Raw genomic sequence first — 23401 nt, 5'->3', positions numbered from 1 at the left:
AGCAATTCTGAAGCAAACATGAGGTATTGGCTTACAATAGTAGCTCGCCAGTGATTTGCTTGCGAAGCGCTACTCACGTAGCCTCTTTTGACGCACACGCCTTTTTGGGCAAAGGATGATCAGCCTGCTTTCAAAAGCCTACTTCTCGTTGAATTAGCGACCCGCATCGTCGAGAATTAGTTTCGGCGTACCGCGCATAACATGCACCCGGCCAGTGCTGTATGGATATTGATGTATGCAATCTCGTTGTTCGCCAGAATGCGCTCGATTTCGACGCCGACGTCCTCCCCTTTGGACAAGGTGTTCATCGCGTAGTCCATAAGCCCGTTCTCGTGAAAGGCGCGCAGGGCTACGAACCTGTTTCTTACTATTTCGGGCACGCTTTTCCCGCCGACGTGACGCGTGCAATCGCTCTTGCACAGGAACACAGCCGTTGGCTGGGCATAGACGCTGTCGGGCAGGTGGAGCCGGTAGGAAAAGAGCAAGGCACCATCCTCTTTACTCGCTTCCTTGAGGCAGTGGCGGCAGGGATACGTACCACCATCCTGAAAAAGCAGGATTCTGTTTCCCATCTCATCTTGCCGGTTTTGGCGGTGCCAATCTGCCACCGACGATGGCATTGCTTCGAACTGGTAGCGCATCGAAGTCCTCCGTTCTTTGCCGAGAATAGAGTTCAAGGGCGTCTCGTTCGACCCGGTTCCTGCTGTTTGTGGTGTTGCCACGACGGGCGGCAAGATTTTACCCTAGGGGGGCCTCGTTCAGTCGATTGATTGCGACTTTGCCGGCCTCGACAATCTGCGTCGCTTCTGCGTCGGACTGAGCCAGCCGGGCAAGTGTTATCGTCCCCACCAAAAGCGCCAGGGTTGCAACGCCATCATCTGCGGTCTTGTCCTCTGTACTGTTGAGCATGGCAGAGATCCGCTTGATCGCATCTGATGCTTCCGACCGAACACAATCTCCGAGCCGTGTCACCTCTGATCCGTTCGCGGCGAACGGGCAGCCTTGCCCGGGGTCTGCCACATGACCGGTTGAGAGATATTTTGCGATGTAGTCTGCGCGCTTTTCACCTGCGGTCCCCCCTTCCGCCTTGTACAAAAGCTCATCGGCAGACCGCTCAAACGCTGCGGCGACAAGGTCTTCCTTCGAAGCGAAGTGGCGATAGAACCCGCCCTGCGTAAGTCCCGCTGCTTGCATTACGTCCGATACGCTGGTGGCGCTGATGCCGTTCTCCCGAAACAGCCGCGCTGCCGCATCTATGATCCGTTCATGGCTCTTTTGTTTGTCGGCTTCCGACATTCTCGGCATGCACCTGCCTCCCGGGGATTGACATTATAGAGGTTGTATAACATCTATAGATTTAGAGTACAATCATACGCTAAAATATGAGGATGACAGAGACGCAGCGCGCCGATCTTCAAGAAAAAGCGTGCGGCCTTGGACCACCGTAGGGGGCGGTGTCAGGGGTCCTGACAGTTCCACACAAACGCGTCGGGCGTTTCCTGGGCATCCCAACATCCCCTCAACAGCGGTTCCAACTTCGACGTCAAAACTTCGAATTCATCCACCACAACCTGAGAGAAGAGACATGACAGACTTTCTAATTTTCTACGTGCGCACCTTTGCTGTCGCACTGCCGCTGATTGCACTCGCAATCATGATGATCGGCGTAAGCCGGGCAAACCTCACGGCCGGGCAGACCGGTGTGACGGTCACAGTGGCGGCGTTCCTGTTCGGGCTTTGGTTCGCCATCGTGGTGCCGCCCTCTGAATCCAACGTGCTGAACGTACCGCCGACCCTTCAGGACCCGCCAATCGTGCTTGCGTTCCTGTTCGGTGGCGCTGTGATTGTCTGGGGGCTCGCTTGGATCACACCGCTGGGACGACGCATTACGATGGCCACGCCGATGGCCGCGATCGCCGCCTTTCAAATCCCCCGCATCATGGGCGGCGTCTTTCTGATCGGGTGGCTCGGGGGAAGCATTCCGGCAGAATTCGCGCTGCCCGCAGGGCTAGGCGACATATGGGCCGGCATCGCGGGATGGCAGGCCAGCAAAGCCTTGGCGAACGACGCACCGAACGCCAGAAAACTGCTGATGCGGGCTAACATCATCGGGATATTGGACTTCGTCTTCGCCGTGGCGCTTGGGATCATGACCTCGGAAGGCTTCGCCCATCTGCTGTCCCATGATGCGCCGAACATCGTCAACGACCATCCGCTGGCGCTGTTCCCGGCGTTCTTTGTCCCGATCTTTCTTGGGTTCCACTTCCTTTCGATCAGCAAACTCCGGGCGGAGCGGCGGTCCGAACGGATGACTTTGGCCTCACAGGTATCCTGACCTGAGGAGGGCAGGACCATCAGGCCGAAAACGCAGGTGCGCGCAAACGCGGGCACCTGCCAGCCGGTGACATTCTTCAAGTTGAACAAGCAGGAGGCTCAGATGTCCTTCGACCATATTTTCGGACAATTCCACCAGCGCAAGCTTGTGGCCACGACATCGACCATCCTGCTTTTGGCGGGGATGGCCGCAGTCGGGCAGTTTGCATCCAACATCTATACGCCATCTTTGCCCAGCGTGGCCCATGACCTCGGGGTGTCGCATGGCGCAAGTCAGGCGACGCTCACGGTGTTCCTTTGCGCATTTGCCATTATGCAGCTTGTGATCGGTCCGCTGTCGGACCGATACGGGCGCAAGCCCATTTTGATGATTGGCCTGACCTTTTTTTGCTCGGAACCTTCCTGTGCAGTACTGCGGTCGACTACTCGAACCTGCTCATTGGCAGGATCGTGCAGGGATCTGGTGCCGCCGCGGGGATCGTGGTGTCCCGGGCCACAACGCGCGACAGTTTCGAAGGGGTCGAACTGGCCCGTGTCCTAGCGGCTGTCACGATTGCTTTCGCGCTGGTTCCCGGGCTCACGCCGCTGATAGGCGATGTGGTCGAACAGATGCTCGGATGGCGGGCAGCGTTCTCGATCACCGGCGCGCTGGGTCTGGCTCTTGTGGTGATCGTCGCGCGGGCGCTGCCGGAAACCTTGGCGACCCGTCGGCATGTGGCACCGCGCTCGGAAGTTGCGGAATACGCCGCCATCCTGCGCGATCCGGTCTTCTGGCCAAACGCATTGGCCGTCGCCTGCGCTTTTGCTTCGATGTCAGCTTTCTTTTCGGGCGCCCCGGCGGTTTTGATCGGGACCTTGGGGATTTCTCCGATTGAGTTTGGCCTCTATCCGCCCATCGCTGTTTCAGGCTTTGTCATCGGTGGGATCATAACAAGGAAAGTCGCCGCCACCGCTGAACCTCGGTCGATGTCTTTGCTCGGGGTGAGCATCATGCTGGCAGGGGCTGTCCTGCTTTTCGCGCCGCCTGCGTTTGGGATGTTGAACAAGTTCCTGATCAACGGCGCGATGGTGGTGCATGTCACGGGGTTGGGGATACTGTTGCCCGCATCCATCGCGGCCGCCCTTCAGCGGTTCCCGCAAAAGGCGGGTGCGGCGGCCGCGATGCAGGGTTTCCTGCAAATGTTGGGGGGTGCCCTCGGGGCGGCCAGCGCTGCTGGATTGGCAAGCATTCTGGCGGTCTGAACCGCCCCGGGTTTGCCGGAGGCTGAGTTTCGTTAGCTACGCAGCCTCGGCTTCGGTATCCGGAGCTGCGTAGAAGTTGGTTTCGGCTTCTGCGGGTGGGATGTTGCCGATGGGCTCGAGCAGACGGCGTTTGTTGAACCGGTCCACCCATTCGAGGGTTGCGTATTCCACGGCCTCAAAGCTGCGCCACGGGCCGCGTCGGTGTATGACCTCGGCTTTGAACAGGCCGTTGATTGTCTCGGCCAGTGCGTTGTCGTAGCTGTCGCCCACACTGCCGACGGATGGCTCGATGCCAGCCTCGCCGAGCCGCTCCGTATACTTGATGGACAGGTATCGGACGGTCTCAACCGGTCGTCGCAACGCTTCGATGATGGAGGGTTTGCGATGGTGGGACGGAAGAAGGCCTTGGGCCGGAGATTGAGGGCGCCGCTTCGGTCACCTGGCCGGCCCGGCGTGGCGAAGCGGGAGGATCGCCGGCTGTTCTGGCAGGCGATCGCAGTAAGTGGACGGGGCGATCGGCAGCACCTTGCAGATCGGCTCGACCCCGTGTGCGCTCCTATGCGCGTCAATGAAATTCACCATCATTTCGACCGGCGGTCGAGCTCCGCCATGGCAAAATACGCCGACGCCTTCCTGAGGATCTCGTTCGCCTGGCGCAGCTCCCGGTTCTCCCGCTCGAGCGCCTTCATCTTCTCAGCCAAGTCGCTTGGGATGCCAACGCGCCGCCCGCTGTCCACCTCGGCCGTCCTGACCCAGCTGTTCAATGTGTTCGCGGAGCATCCGATCTTCGCGGCCACCGAGGCGATCGCCTGCCAGCGCGATCCATGCTGACCCGGATTGTCGAGGACCATGCAAACGGCGCGCTCACGCACTTCAGGGGAAAACTTGCTCGTCGTCTTGCTCATGATGACTCCATCTACTCAAGAGTTGGAGCCACCGGCAAACCCGGGGCGGTTCAGACCGACGGATCCGACATTGAAGAGCATGGCGACCAGGCTTCTCGAGGTCGCGGGATACAATTTCGAACGAACCCGGCGCACGACATCTCAGCTGTTCGACCACCTCCGCGATCTGATGCAGAGAAATGGTCAGATCGTACTTAGGATCGATGAGGCTCACGATCTGATGACGAAGGCCGGGACAAGATTCTGCGAGCAACGAAGTCTCTGATGCAGGGCCCAAACTCGGTGATCGTCATCATGTCGGGGACGCAGGACCTGGAGGTCTTGCTCTCCCAGGATGATCAGGTCCGCCGTCGATTTTCCATCATCAAACCCGAGCCTCTGGATCTTGAGCGGGACGGCGCGTGGATCATGGGAGTGTTCGAGGAGATGTGTAAGCGTTCACCGGTAAAGCCTTTGGATGATCCGTCCATTGCATCCCGAGTCCTGCTCGCCAGTCGGTACAGGTTAGGGCATGCGATCGAGATGTTGGAAAACGGGATTGAAAGGGCCCTTTGGGATGGCGCCGAGTCAGTGGACCTTCATCATTTCGCCGATGCTTGGTCGATGCAGGAAGGTGGGGACACCGAGGACAATCCATTCCTTGTTGATGACTGGGTGCGCATCGATCCGGACAAGAAGATGCGCGATGCATGGGAAAAGCGCCGGAAAGCCAGGTAGAGACGCGCACGTTCGGCCCCAACGACTAGAGAAATACCCGGCAAATGGCGGGTTTTTCTTTGGAAATCTAAATGGCATGTAACCTCTGCCCTCAATGGCATTTTGGTTTTTAAACGCGGGTTCCAGTGCCACAATTTACTGAGGAAATTGCCGCCTTGGTTTTTCTCCAATGGCATTTATTGGATGCCTCCGACAGAATGAGGCTGCCCCGATCGTGAACGTCTTCCGGCCGCGGGACATGGTTGGGCCGTGCGCGATCCGGACGGTCCGACCCTCGCCCATTATCGCCGCGCTCGCCGTTGGCTGTTTCGTCCTTCTCCATCATCCGGAGTTCGACCGCTCGACGCGCCTGTCCGCGCAGGCCGATCCGGACGCTTTCCAACCGAGCGGGTCGACCGCGCAGTGGCGGCCGCGGACGGTCTCAGGTGCATCCTTCGAGACGGTGAGGTCCGTTCTTGGAAGGGCCTGTTGGGCGGCGTCGGCTGACGAGACCCTACCGGTACGACGCCAAGCGCCCCGTTGGCCCGGAACCATCCAAATTCGATTGCACATAACCAATAATCTAATTATATGGAGAGCATGGACAGGACCGCCGCCACTGCCCGCGCGCTCGCCGCACTCGGCCATGAGGCACGCCTCGACGTCTATCGTCTTCTGGTGCGGGCGGGCGAGGAAGGGCTGATCGTCGGCGACATCGCGAGCCATACGAAGCTGCCGCTCTCGACGCTGGCGCACCATCTCCGCACGCTGGTCGCGGCGGGGTTGGTCATGCAGGAACGGCGGGGTCGCGAGGTCGTCAACCGTGCCGACTTCGCCGCCATGGACGCGGCGCTCTCTTTTCTCACCGCCGAATGCTGCCAAGGCGTCGCCCTTGTCCGGGAGGACGCGGCATGACGGGCAACCCAGCCTTTTTTCGGCCTAAAGAAACTACTAAACTGGATATGTTGGCATGACTGACAGCGCCCATCCTCCTCTCGACCGCGGCTTGGCCTTCGCCCGCCGTCTCTGGTCCGATCATCGCGTCTGGCTCCTCACCGTCGCCATCCTCGCGGTCGTAGCGGTCCTCGATCCCGCACAGGGTGCGGACAGCATCGGATTCACCGCGCGCGCCCTGCTGGGGACGGCGCCCTACCTGCTGCTCTCCATCGGTGTGGCGGCCTATGCGGGCGCGACCGGGGCGGACGGCCTGATCGCGCGGGTCTTCACGGGCGCGCCGGTGGTGATGATCCTCGTCGCCGCGGCCTTCGGGGGGCTGTCGCCGTTCTGCTCCTGCGGGGTGATCCCGCTTATTGCGGCGCTTCTGGCTATGGGGGTGCCGCTTTCTGCCGTGATGGCCTTCTGGCTGGCCTCGCCGGTGATCGACCCGTCGATGTTCGTCCTGACCATCGGCGTGCTGGGGATGGAGTTCGCCGTTGCCAAGACGCTCGCCGCCATCGGGCTCGGCGTGGCGGGCGGCTACATCACCTTGGCCCTTACCCGCGGGGGCGCCTTCGCCGACCCGTTGCGCGAGGGGGTGGGCAACGGCGGATGCGGCGTTTCCAGCGTCCGCAACTTCACGCCCCCGGTCTGGGCGTTCTGGCGTGACGAGGACCGCCGCGCCAGGTTCGCGCGAAACGCCGCGAGCACAACGATGTTCCTGGCCAGGTGGCTGACGCTGGCCTTCGTGCTGGAGAGCCTGATGATCGCCCTCGTCCCTGCCGAACTCGTGGGGCGCGCGCTCGGCGGCGAGGGGATCGGCGCGATCCTGACGGCGACGCTGGTGGGCGTGCCGGCCTATCTCAACGGCTACGCGGCGCTGCCGCTGGTCTCGGGCCTGGTCGAGCAGGGCATGGCCCCCGGCGCGGGTTTGGCTTTCCTCGTCGCAGGTGGGGTGACCTCGCTGCCCGCCGCCATCGCGGTCTGGGCGCTCGCGAAACGACCGGTCTTCGTTCTCTATGTGACGCTCGCGCTGTCCGGGTCGCTGGCGAGCGGGCTGCTGTTCCAAGTGTGGATCGGGGGATGAGCCGGCCGGTCGACCGGGCAAGGTCGGGACGGCGACCCGGCAACGAACCCGGATCGTCGAACGGCTTGGCGGAACGCTTATCGCCGCAAGGCGCGCCGTCGGTCAGCCGGTCCATGGCCAATGCCCCCAGCCATAGGCCGGCCAGGGCCCGGAATCGTTTTGCGAAGATCGTTCGAGGCCGCCTCACCCGACGAATTCCGTCCGGGACGGCCCGGCGCGTGCCCGATGGACGTATTCGGAGAAGCGTGTCCGGTCATGATCCCGAGCGTGCCGTTCCCGCATCCCTTCGAGCGCCCGGCCTGGCCTGCTTCGCTCTCATCAGCGCGACTCCGACGACGGCGGTCGCGAACCCGGCAAGTTTGACCGCGCCGAGCGGCTCTCCGATGAACAGCGCGCTCATGGCCAAGGTGGCGGGCGGCATCAGCGGCATGAGCGCGGACGTTCGCATCGCGTCCGACCGGTCGAGGATCGCCCACATCAGACCCTAAGACGCGATGGACAGGCCGACGATCTGCCATCCGAAGGCGAGAAGGACGACCGGGTCGGGATCCAGCGGAAAGCCCTCCGCCACGGCGAAGGGTGTCAGCACGACGGCGGAGGCGGCGAACTGGACCAGCAGGAGGACCGCGAGCGGCTTGCGCTCCGCAGGGTCGTGCGGCCCGCGCTCCTCCAGAACATAGGACCACGCGATGGCCGTCACCGATACGATCGGGAGGGCGTAGGCCCAAGGCGGCGCGGATAGCAGCGCCACGTCCTCGGCAACTACGAGATAGACGCCAACGAGGCCGAGACCGAGACCGATCGCCTGACGAATGGCCAGACGTCGCCCGAAGAGCGCGAGGCCGAGCAGGGCAGTCCCCATCGGTTGAAGCGATGTCAGCAGCGCGCCGGTTCCCGAGGTCACGCCGAGATAGAGCGCGATGTAGAGCGCAGCCGGCCAGACGGCGTTCGACAAGATGCCGGAGATGGCGATCCGCCCCAGGAGACGCAGGTCGCGCGGGACCCTTTGCCGCCGCAGGGCGATCCATCCCAGCAGCAAACCCGCCGCCGCGATGTAGCGGACGAACAGGACCGTGAAGGGGGCCGATCCGGCCAAGGCGAACTCCGCGGTGACGTAGCCGCTGCTCCAGCAAAGGACGAAGGCGATCTCCAGGACGAGGAGAGGGATACGTGGGGCGGCATGCATGGTGACTACAATCCGATCTATGGGCTGACCAAGTGCGGTTGCTCAACCTGAGCGTCACCGTTAATGCCCCCAAACCAAATTCGGCATGGATATGTTCTCTACCGTCCTATAGCTGGACTATACCCCGGAAGAGCCAGCGACCATGCGCGAGTTGAACCTTTTACCCCTGTCCGCGCTGCGCGCCGTCGAGGCGGTCGGTCGCTTGGGTGGACTGCGCGCCGCGGCCGGCGAGATGGGGGTCAGCGAAGGAGCAGTCAGCCAGGCCATCATCAAGGCCGAGGCACGGCTTGGCCGAACGCTGTTCGAGCGCCGCCCCAAGGGTATGCGACCGACCGACGCCGGAGCGGAGGTCTGCCGGGCGCTCACCCGTGGCATGGCGGAGCTGTCGCGGGCGATCCGCCTCGCGCACCAGAACGATGCGGGTCTGGTGACGATTTCCGTCGCGCCCGTCTTCGCGAGCCGGTGGCTCGTGCCCCGGCTGGGTCGTCTCCGGGACGTCCACCCCGACATCCGCCTCCGGATCGACGCGAGCTTCGATCTGGTCGATCCCTGGACGGCCGATGTCGATCTATGCCTGCGGGCCGGAACCGGAGAATGGCCGGGGTTGGACTGTACCAGGCTCTGCGACCAGCCGGTCTTCCCCGTCTGCGCTCCGGCGCTTGCCGGCACGCTGCGGATCCCGGCCGACCTGAAGAGCGTCTCCATCCTTCACGACGACGGCGACCCCGAAGGGTGGCGCATCTGGCGCGACGCGCACGGTCTTGAGGAGGCTGCGGTCGAAGGGGGCACGGTCTTCTCGAATGCGGGCCTATGCCTCGACGCGGCGATCACCGGACAAGGTGTCTACCTCGCCTGGAAGGCGCTGGCATGCGATGCGCTTGCGTCCGGCAGTCTCGTCCAGCCGTTTCCTGATGCCGTCGCGACGGGGCGCGCCTACTGGCTCGTATGGCCACGGCAAGCCCGCCTCAAAGCGGCGGCCCGCAAGGTTGCCGAATGGATGGTCGCGGAGATGGTCCGCTAGGCCGAGCAATTCCCGAGGAATGTCCCGCCAAACAGGCTCGGTCCCAGCGGAACCGAACAACCCGCGCGACAAGCCCGCCAAACGTCCTACATGCCGTGAGATCCAGCCCGAGGAACAGCTTATGAGAACCGCCACGAACCCTTTGGCTTGTCTGATCGTATCAATTCTACTCGGGGCCTACGCCGCGACCGCCCAAGAGAGTTCTGCCGAGTCGAGATCGGACAACATGCGGCAGATCTCGGCGCACATGGGCGAGATGACCATGGAGTCCGCGATCGGCGCGGGCGACGTCGACGACGCGCTGCGCTTCGAGCCCTACCAGCAACTCGAGGAGATGTTCCTCCGCGACGACGTGGTCTTCCTGATGCGGCACGGCCCGACCGATTGGTCCAAGCTCGACACGAAGGACGTCGCACCCACCGACTGCGCCAACCAGCGCGTGATGATCGAGGAGGGCATGGCCGCGATGCGCGATCTCGGCATGCTGATGGCGGCGAACGACATCCTGCCTTCGCGGATCGTGACCAGTCGGTGGTGTCGCAACCAGCAAACCACGGAGAGCCTCCTCGCCGGCATCGCCCGGGTCGATCCGCAGGCCGCGCGCGACATGCCGGTCGAGACGGAGGCCGAACTCAACCTGCTGCTGTCCCTGCAGGGCGCGCGGGACACCACCGTTTTGCGCGAACGCGTGTCGGCCTGGGACGGCGACCCGGACAGGTCCGGCCCGCTGCTAATCGTCACGCATTACACCAACATCGAGGAGCTTACGCAGTTCAGGGTCCTGGAAGGCGAGATCCTGGTCCTCGACCCCGATCGGGACAACCAGGTCCTGGGCTACGTCCGCCTGAAGTCGGCCAAACCCGACGTCGGGCACTTCGCCGACGCCTTGGCCTCGCCATTGCTGGTGGAGGATAAGGCGCTCGACATGGTGGACCGGTATTACGGCGCGCTGAACACGGGCGATATCGCTTCGCTCGGCGAAGTGCTGTCGGCGGAATGGATCGCGCACGGCGTCTCACCCTCCGAACCCGACCGCGATGCGGCGGCGGTCGTCGACCGGCTTACCGAAGTGGCGGAGGGCCTGGTGAACGTGCGCTTCGAGGTCGAGGACGTCATCGTCGCCGAGGATATGGTGACCGTACGCGGAACGGTGCGCGGCCGTCACGAGGGCACGCTGTTCGGCGTGCCGGCGACAGGCCGGGACGTCTCCGTCGGCGCGATCGCAGTGCACCGGATCGAGGACGGCGCGATCGCGGAGAGCTGGCAGATGACCGACCGGGCGGCCCTGATGGACCAGATCACCCGGGTCGAGTGATCAATCCCGCGAATATCGTACCTGGAAAGGGACCTTCACGGTCCTGCAGCGGAGGGCGGTTCCGGGCCCGAACCGACCATTCGCAATAGCTGCAGGAGATGGAAATTCGAAGTCCCGCGCGCGCCGGGCAGCGACGTGCCCCGAACGCAACACCGACGCTGCGGCTGAGCAAGCACGCCCTCGCGAGTTGTGGCGCTTTGTCGCGGCGGGTATTTTGCCGGAACTTCCAACTCGGCAAAAGGTGCCCAATTGACACTTCGTTTTTTCGCGATGACAGCTCTCGCCTTAATCGTTTCGGCCTGTGCAACGACCGACGTCCAGCAACTGACGCAGACCAGCTTCAAGGTTTCGACGCGAGGAGCTCCAGCCTGCGGTTCGGCCGGGACCCGGAACGTGGCGTTCCGCACCGCTGCCGTGGAAGTCATTCGTCGCGGCCATGATCTATTCATCATCGAGGGCGACACGACCGGCTACGACGGCTGGTCCGGCGTCAGCGAACAAGGAATGGTCGTCCAGCTGATAGATGCCAATTCACCGGAAGCGAGCAACGCCCTCTCGGCCAGGCAAACACTCGGAGCTGATTGGCAGAATGTCGTTCGGGAAGGCGCGCCAACCACCTGTACGACGTAACCATTGGGCGCCGCGGTAGCTTCGGGACACTGCGGCGCTTAATACTCCTCTCCGAACATCCATCACAACTACGGCAACCGTGGCACATGACCTCTGCGCCAAATGGCACGAATAGGCGATCTTCGTTTGCCGGGCGTGCTGTTCCAGGACGGGCATCGATTGAGCCCATGGCATCCAACCGATACGTGCTACGGGTCGGCCGGGATCCCGGTGTCTCCCCAACGGTCCGCGCAGTTGCACTACATCGCACAGAGAGAGACGATGACCCCGCACATCTTCCATTCCGCCGACCTACATGAACGGGCGGGCGCGGCCGTCGACGCGAAGGGGACCGCGCGCGTGTCCTTGACGGGCGCGCAGCTTCGCCCTGCGGACCGGGTGCGATGAGCGATCCTTGCATCATCTGCGTCGCGATCACCGGGTCCCTGCCGCGGAAGGCGGACAATTCCGCCGTGCCGATCACCGTGGCCGAACAGATCGAGAGCACCCACGAAGCCTTCGAGGCCGGCGCCACGATCTGCCATGCCCATGTCCGCAACGATGACGAGAGCCCGTCGAGCGACCCCGAGAAGTTCGCCGCCCTGAAGGAGGGGCTCGCGCGGCATTGCCCCGGCATGATCGTCCAGTTCTCGACCGGCGGACGGTCCGGTGCCGGCAGGGAACGCGGCGCGATGCTGTCGCTTGGGCCGGACATGGCGTCGCTGTCGGTGGGGTCGAACAACTTCCCCCTCCGCGTCTACGAAAACCCGCCCGAACTGGTCGACTGGCTGGCGGCCGAGATGCGGACCCACGGCATCAAGCCCGAGGTGGAGGCCTTCGACCTTAGCCACATCTTCAAGGCGGCTCAGATGCACGCGGCGGGCCAGATCGAAGGCACGCCCTACGTGCAGTTCGTCATGGGCGTGAAGAACGCGATGCCCGCCGACCGGGCCGTCTTCGACTTCTACGTCCACACGGTCGAGCGGCTGTTCGGCCCTGCCGCGCAATGGTGCGCGGCCGGCATCGGCGCGGCGCAACTGACGCTCAACGAATGGTCCGTGGCCGCGGGCGGCCACGCGCGCACGGGGCTGGAAGACAACGTGCGCCTGTCGAAGACCGAACTGGCCCCTTCCAACGCGGCCCTCGTGCGTCGCGTGGTCCGGCTCTGCGACGAACACGACCGCCCCGTGGCGACCCCCGCTCAGGCCCGCCGCATCCTAGGGCTACGGCCGTGCGGCGACGAGCCCTCCGAAGGTACGTGACGGCGCTAGTGGCCGTCCCCCTCCAGGACGAAGCGCTTGTCGCAATAGCCGCATTCGACATGGCCGACCTTCGGGTCGATGGTCAGCCAGACGCGGGGATGGCCATCGCCACCGCCGCCGTCGCAGGCCACGCGCAGGGTGGTGATGGTCTCGACCTCGGGCGGGGGAAGGTCGTTCTGGCGGCTGGGATAGCGCGGGGTTCCGGTGGTCATCTGGGCCTCGGCATTCGGCTGGGTTGTCGCAGCGGCCCCGTCGCAATAGGTGGGGCGTCACCGGCTTATGCGCCAGCGGCCGGGGGACGCGCAACCGCCCGGAGGCATCCATGACCGACGCAGCCAACGCCCCGGAGGACGCGACCCGGGCCGCGACCGGGCACGCCATCGAGATCGCGGGCCTGCGCAAGACCTATGGCGGCGACGGCAAGACCCCCCCGAAGGAGGCCCTGAAGGGCATCGACCTGACCATCCCCACCGGGTCGATCTTCGGCCTGCTGGGCCCGAACGGCGCAGGCAAGTCGACGATGATCAACATCATGGCCGGCCTCGTCCGCAAGTCGGCCGGGCGCGTGCGCATCTGGGGTTTCGACCAGGACGTGAACCCCCGCCAGTCCCGCGCCGCCATCGGCGTCATGCCGCAGGAACTCAACCTCGACCCATTCTTCAGTCCCGCCGACGCGCTGGAGGTCCAGGCCGGCCTCTACGGCGTTCCGAAGGCGCAGCGCGACACCAGGGGCATCCTCGATCTCGTGGGCCTTTCGGACAAGGCCGACGCCTATGCGCGCACGCTCTCGGGGGGCATGCGGCGGCGGCTCTTGCTGGCCAAGGCGCTTGTGCATCACCCGCAGGTCCTCGTCCTCGACGAGCCCACGGCCGGCGTCGACATCGAGCTGCGCCAGATGCTCTGGCGCAACGTCCGCCGCCTGAACGCCGAGCGCGGCATGACCATCATCCTGACCACCCACTACCTCGAGGAGGCGCAGGAGATGTGCGACGAGATCGCCATCGTCAACCACGGCGAACTCGTCATCCGCGACCGGACCGAGAACCTCCTGAACCGCCTCGACGGCAAGACCCTCGTCATCACGCCCGAGGATCCCGTGGGCGACATCGACCTGCCCCCGGGCGTCGAGCGCGAGACGCGGCCCGACGGATCGCTGGCGCTGACCTACAGTCGCGGCAAGGTCTCGGCGGCAGAGCTCTTGGCCGCGGTGAACGCCGCCGGCGTCTCCATCCGCGACGTCCGGACGGAGGAGGCGGATCTCGAGGACGTCTTCGTCTACCTCACGCATGATGGCTGACCGGGGCCGCGCGCCGGGGTTGCCGCATCCCGCGTGACCGACCTCGCCGCCTATGCCACCCTGTTCCTGTCGGCCTTCGTCGCCGCGACGCTTATCCCCGCCGGGTCCGAAGTGGCGCTTCTGGCCCTTTTCGCCGCCGGCGACCGTTCCGTCGCGGCGCTGCTTCTCGTGGCCAGCACCGGCAACGTCCTCGGGTCCTGCGTCAGCTACGCGCTCGGCCGGGTTGCGACGCGCTTCGCCGACCGTCCGTGGTTTCCGGCAAGCCCCGCGGCCCTCGCCCGCGCCGAAACCCGCTATCGCCGCTGGGGCCGCTGGTCGCTTCTGCTGTCCTGGGTCCCGATCATCGGAGACCCGATCACGGTGGCGGCGGGCCTGATGCGCGAACCGGTCTGGAGCTTCGTGGCCCTCGTCGCCATCGCCAAGACGGGGCGTTACGTCGCCGTGCTGGCCGCGCTCGGCGGATGAATCCCGATCACCGCCGCCGCATCAGGTCCTTCGCTGCCAGAACGGCCCCGCCCGTGATCAGGATGCAGGCCGCGCCCACGACCCAGCTCGCCTCCGCCTGTCCCGCGCCGATCAGAACCAGCGTCGACAGGAGCGGCGCGGCATAGCTGGCCGCGCCCAGCACCGGCAGGTCGCCGCGCTTCACCCCGACATCCCACAGAAAGAACGCGAGCCCCACCGGCCCGAGCCCCAGCCCCAGGATCGCCAGCCATTCCGTCCCACGGGGCGCGACCGTCGGCTCCAGCGCCAGGTGGGCGATGGTCGCCAAAAGGGATGTGGCCAGGCAGAAACCGGTCACCGCATCCGTCCGCACCCGCTGGAGTCGGCGCGACAGGACCGAGTAACCCGCCCAGACGAAGGCCGCCGCCAGCGCGATGGCATATCCCGCCGCGTGATCCGCAGACAGATCGGGCACCCGCCCGCCCGTCACGATCAGCCCCGCCCCCAGCAGGCCCAGAACGGCGCCCGCGACATGATGCGCGCGCAGCCGCTCGCCGGTCGCCATCGTCGCGAAGAGCACGATCAGCAGCGGCCAGAGATAGGCGATCAGGCTCGCCTCGACCGGCGGCGCCGCCCGCAGTGCAAGCACATAGAGCAGGTGATAGCCGAACAGCCCGCCGACCCCCACCGCCCAGACCGGCCAGGGTTGCCGCCAGGCACGCCATCCGCGCCGGCGGACCCCCGCGAGGAGGCCAAGCCCGCCGCCGATGGCGAAGCACATCGCCAGAAGTTGCAGCGGAGGCACGTCGCCCGTCAGCGCGGTGAACAGCGCGAGGAGGGCCCAGAGCATGACGGCGCCGAATCCGGCAAGGGTGGCGAGCGGTCGCGACATGACCGCATGCGATGACGGCTTGATCGGGCGGACGCAAGCTGTAGCGTCGGCTGACGGGCGGAGGGGACATGGCGAAACGGATCATCATCATCGGCGGCGCCATCATGGGATCGTCCCTGGCCTGGTGGCTGACCGAGATGGGGCATCCGCCCGGCGACATCACCGTGGTCGAACGCGACCCGAGCTACGCCGCCTGCGGCACCGCCTTCACCAATTCCTGCATCCGCCAGCAATTCGGCAACCCGCTCAACGTCGCGATCAGCCGGTTCGGCGTGGAATACCTCAAGGCGTTCCAGGCGCACATGGCCGACGACCGCGTGCCACCGGTGCATTTCCACCCGTTCGGATACCTGTACCTCGCCGCCGACGACGCCATGGTCGATCGCCTGACGCAGGCGCATGCCATCCAGATCGCGGCCGGCGCCGCCACCCGCCTGATGACGCCCGAGCAGATGGCGGCGGAATGGCCGTTCTACGACCTAGACGGCGTCCGCCTCGGCTCGCACGGGGCGCGGGACGAGGGGTATTTCGACGGGACCACCATGTTCGACTGGTGGCGCCGGATCGCCCGCGAACGCGGCGTGACCTATCTGGACGGGACCGTGACCGCGATCGACACGACGGGCGGGCAGGCGCGCGGCGTGACGCTCGCCTGCGGCACCTGCCTCGGCGCCGATATCGTCGTCGACGCCGCCGGTACGCGCGGGGCGCAGGTGGCGCGGATGGCCGGGCTAGATCTGCCGGTCGAGCCGCGCAAGCGCTACACCTGGATATTCGAGGCGAAGCATCCGCTGCCGACGGACCTGCCGCTGACCATCGACCCATCCGGCATCCACGTCCGCACCGACGGCACATTTTACATGGCCGGCGCCACGCCCGCCCACGATCCGGCCGTCGACCCCGAGGATTTCGCCGGCGACTGGGCCATCTGGGAAGACACCGTCTGGCCCGCCCTCGCCGCACGCATCCCCGCCTTCGAACAGATCCGCGTCACCCGGTCCTGGGTCGGGCATTACGACCTCAACGTGTTCGACGCCAATGCTATCGTTGGCCCGCATCCCGACCTGCCGGGCTTCCTGATCCTCAACGGCTTCTCCGGCCACGGGCTGCAGCAATCGCCCGCCATGGGCCGCGGCCTCGCCGAATGGATCACGCATGGCACCTACCGGACGCTGGACCTTGCGCCCTTCGGCCCCGACCGCATCTTGCGCGGCGAACCCTTCCCCGAACTCGCCGTGATATAGACGGCATTCACCATCCATTTGCCGCAAATCCGGCCGAATCATTGGTCAGACATGCCGGCATGAAACAGTTCGCCGCTTTCCTGATCGCCGCCTGTATCGGCCTGACCTCAGCGCCCGTCGCTTCCGCCGCAACGCTCGGGGTCTATACGCATGACTACGGCAACCGGAACGGACGCATCGATCCGCCGGGCGACGACCGCGTGCGCGGCAATCATGTCGAGGTCCAGGAAAACCGGCCCAACTCCTTCTCCGACTCGATCAGCTTCGCCGACCTTGCGGGCGCCACCATCGACAGTCTCGAACTGACGCTGACCTACGACCGCGCCGGCCCCGCCGGCTTCCCGTTCGAGGAATGGCTGGTCGACGTGCAGGGGTCGAACCAGAACTCCTTCGCCGACGACTTCACCGACACGCTGGTCGACACGGCGTCACCGCTGACGCTGACGCTGACGGCGGCGACCGACACCGGATCGGTCGATGCCTTCGCCACGTCGCTGGCGAACATGTCGGTGGGCTTCACCTTCGACGAGATCGGCTTCGTCGGCCTGGACACGTTCCGCCTCTTCTCTGCGCGGCTGACCGTGAACGGCACTGCGGCCGTGGTGCCGCTGCCCGCGCCGGGCCTGCTGCTCCTGGCCGCGCTGGGCGGGCTGGGGCTGATGCGCCGCCGGCGCCGCCTGGCGGACGCCGTCGCCTGACACCTCAGACATAGCGGTTGACGATGTTCTCTAGCCGCTCCTGACGGCCAGACACAGGGGCGGGGTTCAGGCCCTGTTCCTCGACCCGTTCGGCGATCGCCGCCAGGTCCAGGTCCAGCAGGTCCGACCCGTCCCAGCCCGCATACCGCGCCGCCCGCGCCGCCTCCAGCGCCCCGTCCTCCAGCATCCGCGCCGCCGCCTTCAGCCCGCGCGCGCAGACATCCATCGCGCCCACATGCGCCGCGATCAAATCGACCGGGTCCAGCGATTGCCGCCTGAGCTTCGCGTCGAAATTCGTGCCCCCGGTCGTGAACCCCCCGGCGCGCAGCACCTCGTAGTAGGCCCGCGCCACCTCGGGCACGTCGTTGGGGAACTGGTCCGTGTCCCAGCCCGACTGGTAATCGTTCCGGTTCATGTCGATCGACCCGAAGATGCCCAGCGACGCGGCCAGCGCCAGTTCGTGCTCGAAGGAATGCCCGGCCAGGATCGCGTGCCCCTGCTCGACATTCACGCACACCTCTCCCTCCAGACCGAAATCCTTCAGGAACCCATACACCGTGGCCACGTCGTAATCGTATTGGTGCTTGGTCGGCTCCTGCGGCTTCGGCTCGATCAGGATCGCACCCTCGAAACCGATCTTGCGGGCGTATTCGACCGCCATGCACAGGAACCGCCCGGCCTGCTGCCGCTCGCGTGCGAGGTCGGTGTTGAGCAGCGTTTCGTACCCCTCGCGCCCGCCCCACAGGACATAGTTTGCCCCCCCCAGCCGGTGCGTCGCGTCGATGCAGGTCTTCACCGTCGCCGCGGCGAAGGCGAACACGTCCGGGTCCGGGTTCGTTGCCGCCCCGGCCATGTAGCGGCGGTGCGAGAACAGGTTCGCCGTCCCCCACAGAAGCCTCGGCCCCCCCGCCTCCATCTTCGCGCCGATGTAATCGACCATCTCCTCCAGGTTCGCGGTGTTCCCGGCGAACCCGTCTCCCTCGGGCCGGATATCGGCGTCGTGGAAACAAAAGAACGGCTGCCCAAGGATGGCGAACATCTCGAACGCGGCATCGGCCTTCAGCTTCGCCGCCGCCATCGTGTCGCCGCCTGCCCGGTCGGGAAACCACGGCCGGTCGAAGGTCTGCCCGCCGAACGGGTCGCCGCCGGGCCAGGCGAAGCCATGCCACCACGCGACCGAGAACCGCAGGTGATCCTCCAGCCGCTTGCCCACGACGACCTCGTCCGGGTCGTAGTGGCGGAAGCTCAGGTCGTCCTCGGCCTCGGGGGCGAAGCGGATCGGGGAAATATCGGCGAAGAAGTCGGTCATGCTAGGTCCTTGAGCGCACGGTAGGCTTGGCGGTAGCGGTCATGCGCTTCGGCCATGGCCGGTTGAAGCCGGGTGTCCGGCACGATCTCGCGGGCGATGGCGGGGGGCGTCGCGATCTCGGCGCCCGCGCCGGTCGCGGCCATCCGCGCCAGCCGCGCGGCCCCCAGCGCCGCGCCGAACGCCCCCGCCTCCGGCACGCGGAGCGGAACGCCCAGCGCCGTGGCCAGCACCTCCAGCCAATAGCGCGACCGCGACCCGCCCCCCAGCGCCAGCGCCCCGTCGATCTTCGTGCCGGTCGCGCCCAGCGCGTCGCGGCAATCGGCGAAGGCGAAGGCCACGCCCTCCATCACCGCGCGCGCGGCGGCGCGGGCATCGGTCGCGTGGTCCAGATGCAGGAACTGCCCCCGGATCCGTGCATCGTTATGCGGCGTCCGCTCCCCGCCCAGATAGGGCAGGAACAGCGCACGGCCCGGCGCGCGCAACGGCTCGAGGTCATGCGTCAGATGCGCCGCCGATTGCCCCGTCAGCCGCGACAGCCATTCCAGTGCATCCGTCGCCGCCAGGATCACGCCCATCTGGTGCCATGTCCCGGGTACCGCGTGACAGAACGTGTGGACCGCCGTGCCCGGATCGGGGCGATAGCGGTCGTTCGCCGCGAACAGCACCCCCGACGTGCCGAGGCTCAGGAACGCCGTGCCGTCGCGTACGACCCCCGCCCCGATCGCCGCCGCCGCATTGTCGCCCGCGCCGCCGGCGACCGGCACGCGCGGCAGCCCGAACTCCGCCGCCAGATCGGCGCGCAGGCGGCCCGAGACCTCCGACCCCTCGACGAGGCGCGGCATGTGATCGCGCGTCAGGTGACAGGCCGCCAGAAGGTCGTCCGACCAGTCCCGCGCGCCGGTGTCGAGCCAGGCCGTGCCGGCGGCATCCGACATCTCGCTCGCATACTCCCCCGTCAGCCACAGCCGCAGGTAGTCCTTGGGCAAGAGCACCTTCGCCGTCCGGTCGAAGATATCCGGCTCGTTCCGGCGGACCCACTCGACCTTGGGCGCGGTGAACCCCGGAAAGACGATGTTGCCGGTGACGTCGCGAAACCGCGCGTCGCCGTCCATCTTGGCGGCCTCGTCCGCCGCGCGCGTGTCGTTCCACAGCAGGCAGGGGCGCAGCGCGTGCCCATCGGCCCCAACCATAGTCGCGCCGTGCATGTGCCCGGCCAGGCCGATCCCCTGCAGCCCCGACAGGTCATGCCCCCCCGCCAGCGCGGCCAGCGCCTGCCGCGTGGCGGCGCACCAGCTCTCGGGCGACTGCTCCGACCAGCCATCTCGCGGCCGCTCGACCGAAAGCGGGACGGCATGTTCCGCCAGCAGCCGCTCCTCGTCGTCGACGAGTATCGCCTTGAGCGAGGACGTCCCCAGATCGAGGCCCAGATACATCGCGTCCGCTCCCTTCTGGTTCAGCCCGCCCGACCCGTGCGAACGGCTGCCGCGCGCATCATGCGGATGACAGGTCCGCAATACGCGGCGCATGCACCCGCATCACGCCGCCACGCGGGGGTTCTTGCCCAGGATGATCATCGACAGGATGTCGTCCTCGGTCACGTCCTCGACCCGCTCGGTGCCGACCATGCGTCCGTTCTTCATCACGCTCACGCGGTCGCACAGTTCCATCATCTCACGCGTGTCGTGGGAGATCAGGAAGATACCGAGCCCCTGCGCCTTCAGCTCCTGGATCAGGTCCGCGACCATCTTGGTCTCGTGCACGCCCAGCGCCGCCGTCGGCTCGTCCATGATCAGGATGCGGGCGTTGAAATAGACCGCGCGGGCGATCGCCACCGATTGCCGCTGCCCGCCCGACAGCGCGCTGACCGGTTCATTTATCTTGCGGAAGTTGGGGTTCAGCCGCGCCATGATCTTGCGCGTCTCCGCCTCCATCGCGGCGTCGTCCACGAGGCCCAGCCCGGTCGTCAATTCGCGCCCCAGGAACAGGTTCGCGGGCGCGTCCAGATTGTCGGCCAGGGCCAGCGTCTGATAGATCGTCTCGATATTGTGGCGCCGGGCATCGGCGGGGCTGCGGATGTCGACCGGCTTGCCGTCGATCCGGATCTCGCCCGAGTCGCGGCTATAGGCCCCCGAGAGGCACTTGATCAGCGTCGACTTGCCCGCGCCGTTATGGCCCAGCAGGCCCACGACCTCGCCCGCGTGAAGGTCCAGCGAGACGTCGTCGACGGCCTGCACCCCCCCGAACGCGATCGAGATGTTGCGAAGTTCGACAAGCGGCGTGCCCGTGCGATCCATGGTCAATCCCTCGCCCCCGTGCGCTTGCGATACCAGATGTCGATCAGGACCGCGGCCACCAGCACCGCGCCGACGACGATGTTCTGCAAGGGCGCGTCCACGCCCACCATCGCCATTCCCGATTGCAGCGACTGCATGATGAGCGCGCCGATGATCGCGCCGTAAATCGTGCCGACCCCGCCCTTTAGCGCGGTCCCCCCGATCACTGCGGCGGCGATCACGCGCAATTCGTCCAGGATGCCGATATCGTTGGAATGGTTCGTCAGCCGCGCCGAGGCCACCACCGCCGAGATGGCGCAGAGCACGCCCATCAGCGCGAAGACCTTGACCGTCAGCATGCGCGTGTCGATGCCCGACAGCTCGGCCGCGTCGGGGTTGCCGCCGGTGGCGAAGATGTAGCGCCCGAACCGTGTGCGCCGGGCGATGACGGTCATCACGATGGCCACCGCGATCAGCAGCACGATCGAGATCGGGATGCCGTAGCCCTGGGTGAACCCCTCGGGCATGACCTCGCCGCGGGCCGCGAATTGCCGCTCCAGCAGGCGCGTGGGCACCGAATAGGCGTTCATCAGCGCCACGAAACCCAGGATGCCGGCGACCACGATCGCGGCCACGACCGCCTCGGCCCAGACCGGCTTGACGGGAAACTCATGCGCGATCTTCGCGCGACGGGCCGCGAGAAGCCCCCAGAGTGCCGCCGCGGCGGCGAGCGCGCCGACGATCCAGCTGGTCGTCTCGCCCAGCGTCCCGTTGATGCCGCCGAAAAGCTGGAAAGTCTCGTCCAGCGGCCCGATGGTCTGACCGCTCGTCAGGTACCAGGCCACGTTTCGCCAGACCAGAAGGCCGCCCAGCGTCACGATGAAGGCGGGGATGGTCAGATAGCCGATCAGCCAGCCGTGGAATGCGCCGATGATCGCGCCGGCAACGACGCCCGCCGCGATGGCCAGCCAGGCCGTCGCCGGATGGCCCAGCCCGAGGCCCATCCAATCGGGCACGAACGCCGTCTGCGTCATCGCCATGACCGCCGAACAGGTCGCCAGGACCGAGCCCACCGACAGGTCGATGTGCCGCATGACGATGATGAAGACCATGCCGGTGGCCATGATGGCGACGCTTGCGGTCTGGATCGTCAGGTTGAACAGGTTGCGCGGCGTGATGAAGCGCCCGTCCGAGGCGAGGTGAAACGCCAGCGCGATCAGGACGAAGGCGCCGATCATGCCCAGCAGGCGGGTGTCCAGCTCCAGCGCGGCAAGTCCCTTGCGCGGGGCAGGCGCGGCCGGCGCGGTGGTCGAACTGTCGGTCATTCCAGGGGCCTCCGGTCGGCATGCGCCCTCCCGTACCGGCGACGGTGGGCGCGGATCCCCGCGCGCGGATACACGGGTGTCATGGGGCCCGCCCCCTTCAACGAGAGGGGGCGGGCCCGGGTTGCGTCAGTTGCAGGGCGCGGGGCCGTTCTCGACGCCCTGGCAGAGCGCCTCGACGGTGATCCAGCCGGCATCCGTTACGGTGGTCAGATTGTCCGCCGTCACCGGGATCGGGTCGAGGAACTTGGCCGTCAGCGTGGTGCCGCCGGGCGAGGTCCATTCCTCCGCGCCCTCGACCTCGGCCATGTCGGTGCCGCCGGCCAGCGCAACGGCGATCTCGCCGGCCTCGCGGCCCAGTTCGCGGGCGTCCTTCCAGACGGACACGGTCTGCGTGCCGCTGGCCACACGGTTCAGCGCGGCGTGATCGCCGTCTTGGCCCGAGACCGGAATGCCGTCCATGCCCTGCGCCGTCAGCGCGGCCACCGCGCCGCCGGCGGTGCCATCGTTCGATGCCACGACCGCGTCGACCTGGTTGTCCTGCGCGGTCAGGATCTGCTCCATGTTGCGCTGGGCGTTGGCGGGCAGCCAGCCATCGGTGTAGGCCTCGCCCACGATGGTGATGGCGCCGCTGTCGATCGCTTCCTGCAACACTTCCTGCTGGCCGCCGCGCAGGAAGTCGGCGTTCGGATCGGTGGGCGAGCCCTTGATCATCACGTAGTTGCCCTCGGGCGCGGCCTCGAGCACGGCGCGGGCCTGCATCCGGCCGACCTCGACATTGTCGAAGGTCAGATAGAACGCGTACGGATCCTCGATCAGGCGGTCATAGCCCACGACCGGAATGCCCTCGTTCTGGGCGGCGGTGATGGCGGGGCCGATGGCCTGGCTGTCCTGCGCCAGGATGATCAGGGCGTCGGCGCCCTGCGCGATCAGGCTTTCGACGTCCGACAACTGCTTGGACGCGGACGATTGCGCATCGGCAGAGATGTAGGACGCGCCGGCCGCCTCCAGAGCCTCCTTGATGGCGGCCTCGTCGGTCTTCCAGCGCTCCTCCTGGAAGTTGGACCACGACACCCCGACGACGGGCGCGTGGGCGTCCGCATGGGCAGCGGCACCCGCGAACGTCATGGAGGCGGCCGCGGCCGCCGTCAGAAACTTCTTCATCTTATCCTCCCATTGGATCAGGCGGCCGGACCGTTGGCCGGGGCCGATGCGGGACAAGGAAGCAAGTTTATCTTCGGTTGTCAAAATTAATTTGACCTCGCACCGGAAGAATCGTTCACTCCAACCCATGAAGGCCCGCCCGAAAGGATCGTGAGGCTAGACCCG

General features: G+C 66.1%; 24 protein-coding genes, 2 pseudogenes and 1 other annotated feature. Of the genes and pseudogenes, 13 read left to right on the top strand and 13 right to left on the bottom strand.

The window, feature by feature from the left end; genetic code table 11:
* Positions 1-176 precede the first annotated feature (176 nt).
* Together MWU52_RS13660 and MWU52_RS13655 are read right to left on the bottom strand one after the other, a co-directional pair.
* Positions 177-641 (bottom strand): DUF1203 domain-containing protein, encoded by a 465-nt coding sequence (locus tag MWU52_RS13660; protein WP_246953160.1) that lies wholly within the window; start codon positions 639-641, stop codon positions 177-179.
* 97 nt (positions 642-738) lie between these two features.
* Positions 739-1296 carry a TetR family transcriptional regulator gene (locus MWU52_RS13655; protein ID WP_246953158.1) on the bottom strand — a complete coding sequence of 186 codons (558 nt, stop codon included), beginning with the start codon at positions 1294-1296 and terminating at the stop codon, positions 739-741.
* Between the two features lie 289 nt (positions 1297-1585).
* Here MWU52_RS13655 and MWU52_RS13650 point away from each other — a divergent pair, with 289 nt between their 5' ends.
* Together MWU52_RS13650 and MWU52_RS13645 are read left to right on the top strand one after the other, a co-directional pair.
* Positions 1586-2335: a hypothetical protein gene (locus tag MWU52_RS13650; RefSeq protein ID WP_246953156.1), complete on the top strand. Its 750-nt coding sequence runs from the start codon at positions 1586-1588 to the stop codon at positions 2333-2335.
* Between the two features lie 386 nt (positions 2336-2721).
* Positions 2722-3576 (top strand): MFS transporter, encoded by an 855-nt coding sequence (locus MWU52_RS13645; protein ID WP_246953153.1) that lies wholly within the window; start codon positions 2722-2724, stop codon positions 3574-3576.
* A 36-nt stretch (positions 3577-3612) separates the two neighbouring features.
* Here MWU52_RS13645 and MWU52_RS13640 read toward each other — a convergent pair.
* Both MWU52_RS13640 and MWU52_RS13635 read right to left on the bottom strand, forming a co-directional pair.
* Positions 3613-3912 (bottom strand): annotated as a pseudogene (locus tag MWU52_RS13640) (integrase core domain-containing protein); the annotation flags it as partial.
* A gap of 162 nt (positions 3913-4074) precedes the next feature.
* Positions 4075-4481 (bottom strand): annotated as a pseudogene (locus MWU52_RS13635) (transposase); the annotation flags it as partial.
* Positions 4084-4200, bottom strand: a sequence feature (AL1L pseudoknot). It overlaps the preceding pseudogene by 117 nt.
* A gap of 282 nt (positions 4482-4763) precedes the next feature.
* On the opposite strand from MWU52_RS13635, the gene MWU52_RS13630 reads away from it, so the two are divergent.
* The 3 genes from MWU52_RS13630 to MWU52_RS13620 all read left to right on the top strand — a co-directional run bounded on the left by MWU52_RS13630 (position 4764) and on the right by MWU52_RS13620 (position 7200).
* Positions 4764-5198 (top strand): hypothetical protein, encoded by a 435-nt coding sequence (locus tag MWU52_RS13630; RefSeq protein WP_246953152.1) that lies wholly within the window; start codon positions 4764-4766, stop codon positions 5196-5198.
* A gap of 579 nt (positions 5199-5777) precedes the next feature.
* Entirely contained in the window at positions 5778-6092 is a 315-nt protein-coding gene (locus MWU52_RS13625; protein ID WP_246953150.1) for a metalloregulator ArsR/SmtB family transcription factor, read from the top strand.
* A gap of 55 nt (positions 6093-6147) precedes the next feature.
* Positions 6148-7200 (top strand): permease, encoded by a 1053-nt coding sequence (locus MWU52_RS13620; protein WP_246953147.1) that lies wholly within the window; start codon positions 6148-6150, stop codon positions 7198-7200.
* Positions 7201-7453: 253 nt separating this feature from the next.
* Here MWU52_RS13620 and MWU52_RS13615 read toward each other — a convergent pair whose 3' ends face one another.
* Both MWU52_RS13615 and MWU52_RS13610 read right to left on the bottom strand, forming a co-directional pair.
* Positions 7454-7678: a hypothetical protein gene (locus MWU52_RS13615; protein ID WP_246953145.1), complete on the bottom strand. Its 225-nt coding sequence runs from the start codon at positions 7676-7678 to the stop codon at positions 7454-7456.
* A gap of 6 nt (positions 7679-7684) precedes the next feature.
* Positions 7685-8386 carry a DMT family transporter gene (locus MWU52_RS13610; protein WP_246953143.1) on the bottom strand — a complete coding sequence of 234 codons (702 nt, stop codon included), beginning with the start codon at positions 8384-8386 and terminating at the stop codon, positions 7685-7687.
* Positions 8387-8528: 142 nt separating this feature from the next.
* Here MWU52_RS13610 and MWU52_RS13605 point away from each other — a divergent pair, with 142 nt between their 5' ends.
* The 4 genes from MWU52_RS13605 to MWU52_RS13590 all read left to right on the top strand — a co-directional run bounded on the left by MWU52_RS13605 (position 8529) and on the right by MWU52_RS13590 (position 12593).
* On the top strand, positions 8529-9407 hold the full coding sequence (locus tag MWU52_RS13605) for a LysR substrate-binding domain-containing protein (RefSeq protein WP_246953142.1): 879 nt from the start codon (positions 8529-8531) through the stop codon (positions 9405-9407).
* Between the two features lie 256 nt (positions 9408-9663).
* Entirely contained in the window at positions 9664-10722 is a 1059-nt protein-coding gene (locus MWU52_RS13600) for an ester cyclase (RefSeq protein WP_246953140.1), read from the top strand.
* Positions 10723-10971: 249 nt separating this feature from the next.
* Positions 10972-11352 (top strand): hypothetical protein, encoded by a 381-nt coding sequence (locus tag MWU52_RS13595; protein WP_246953138.1) that lies wholly within the window; start codon positions 10972-10974, stop codon positions 11350-11352.
* 383 nt (positions 11353-11735) lie between these two features.
* On the top strand, positions 11736-12593 hold the full coding sequence (locus MWU52_RS13590; protein WP_246953136.1) for a 3-keto-5-aminohexanoate cleavage protein: 858 nt from the start codon (positions 11736-11738) through the stop codon (positions 12591-12593).
* Between the two features lie 5 nt (positions 12594-12598).
* Here the strand turns inward: MWU52_RS13590 and MWU52_RS13585 are convergent, their stop codons facing one another.
* Positions 12599-12805, bottom strand: a complete 207-nt coding sequence (locus tag MWU52_RS13585) for a zinc-finger domain-containing protein (protein ID WP_246953134.1) — start codon at positions 12803-12805, stop codon at positions 12599-12601.
* Between the two features lie 110 nt (positions 12806-12915).
* Between MWU52_RS13585 and MWU52_RS13580 the strand changes: the two genes are divergently transcribed.
* Positions 12916-13890 carry an ABC transporter ATP-binding protein gene (locus MWU52_RS13580; protein ID WP_246953132.1) on the top strand — a complete coding sequence of 325 codons (975 nt, stop codon included), beginning with the start codon at positions 12916-12918 and terminating at the stop codon, positions 13888-13890.
* Positions 13891-13923: 33 nt separating this feature from the next.
* Complete coding sequence (locus MWU52_RS13575; RefSeq protein ID WP_246953130.1) at positions 13924-14355, top strand: YqaA family protein; 432 nt, start codon at positions 13924-13926, stop codon at positions 14353-14355.
* A 7-nt stretch (positions 14356-14362) separates the two neighbouring features.
* On the opposite strand, the gene MWU52_RS13570 is transcribed toward MWU52_RS13575, so the two are convergent.
* A complete protein-coding gene (locus MWU52_RS13570; protein WP_246953127.1) occupies positions 14363-15226 on the bottom strand; it encodes an EamA family transporter in 864 nt (287 codons plus the stop codon).
* A 68-nt stretch (positions 15227-15294) separates the two neighbouring features.
* Between MWU52_RS13570 and MWU52_RS13565 the strand changes: the two genes are divergently transcribed.
* The gene (locus MWU52_RS13565) at positions 15295-16470 is read left to right on the top strand and encodes an FAD-binding oxidoreductase (protein WP_246953125.1); all 1176 of its coding nucleotides are present in this window, start codon (positions 15295-15297) and stop codon (positions 16468-16470) included.
* A gap of 59 nt (positions 16471-16529) precedes the next feature.
* The gene (locus tag MWU52_RS13560; RefSeq protein WP_246953123.1) at positions 16530-17168 is read left to right on the top strand and encodes a VPLPA-CTERM sorting domain-containing protein; all 639 of its coding nucleotides are present in this window, start codon (positions 16530-16532) and stop codon (positions 17166-17168) included.
* A 4-nt stretch (positions 17169-17172) separates the two neighbouring features.
* Here the strand turns inward: MWU52_RS13560 and xylA are convergent, their stop codons facing one another.
* The 5 genes from xylA to xylF all read right to left on the bottom strand — a co-directional run bounded on the left by xylA (position 17173) and on the right by xylF (position 23236).
* Positions 17173-18477, bottom strand: a complete 1305-nt coding sequence (gene xylA / locus MWU52_RS13555; RefSeq protein ID WP_246953121.1) for a xylose isomerase — start codon at positions 18475-18477, stop codon at positions 17173-17175.
* Complete coding sequence (gene xylB / locus MWU52_RS13550; protein WP_246954589.1) at positions 18474-19910, bottom strand: xylulokinase; 1437 nt, start codon at positions 19908-19910, stop codon at positions 18474-18476. Before xylB ends, xylA begins: the two co-directional genes overlap by 4 nt.
* A gap of 102 nt (positions 19911-20012) precedes the next feature.
* Entirely contained in the window at positions 20013-20771 is a 759-nt protein-coding gene (locus tag MWU52_RS13545) for an ATP-binding cassette domain-containing protein (RefSeq protein WP_246954587.1), read from the bottom strand.
* A gap of 2 nt (positions 20772-20773) precedes the next feature.
* Entirely contained in the window at positions 20774-22075 is a 1302-nt protein-coding gene (locus MWU52_RS13540) for a sugar ABC transporter permease (protein ID WP_246953119.1), read from the bottom strand.
* 126 nt (positions 22076-22201) lie between these two features.
* Positions 22202-23236 carry a D-xylose ABC transporter substrate-binding protein gene (xylF, locus tag MWU52_RS13535; protein WP_246953117.1) on the bottom strand — a complete coding sequence of 345 codons (1035 nt, stop codon included), beginning with the start codon at positions 23234-23236 and terminating at the stop codon, positions 22202-22204.
* Positions 23237-23401: the final 165 nt, after the last annotated feature.

The organism is Jannaschia sp. S6380, assembly GCF_023015695.1.
Taxonomy (GTDB): domain Bacteria; phylum Pseudomonadota; class Alphaproteobacteria; order Rhodobacterales; family Rhodobacteraceae; genus Jannaschia.
This window is presented reverse-complemented; position numbering and strand designations above follow the sequence as displayed.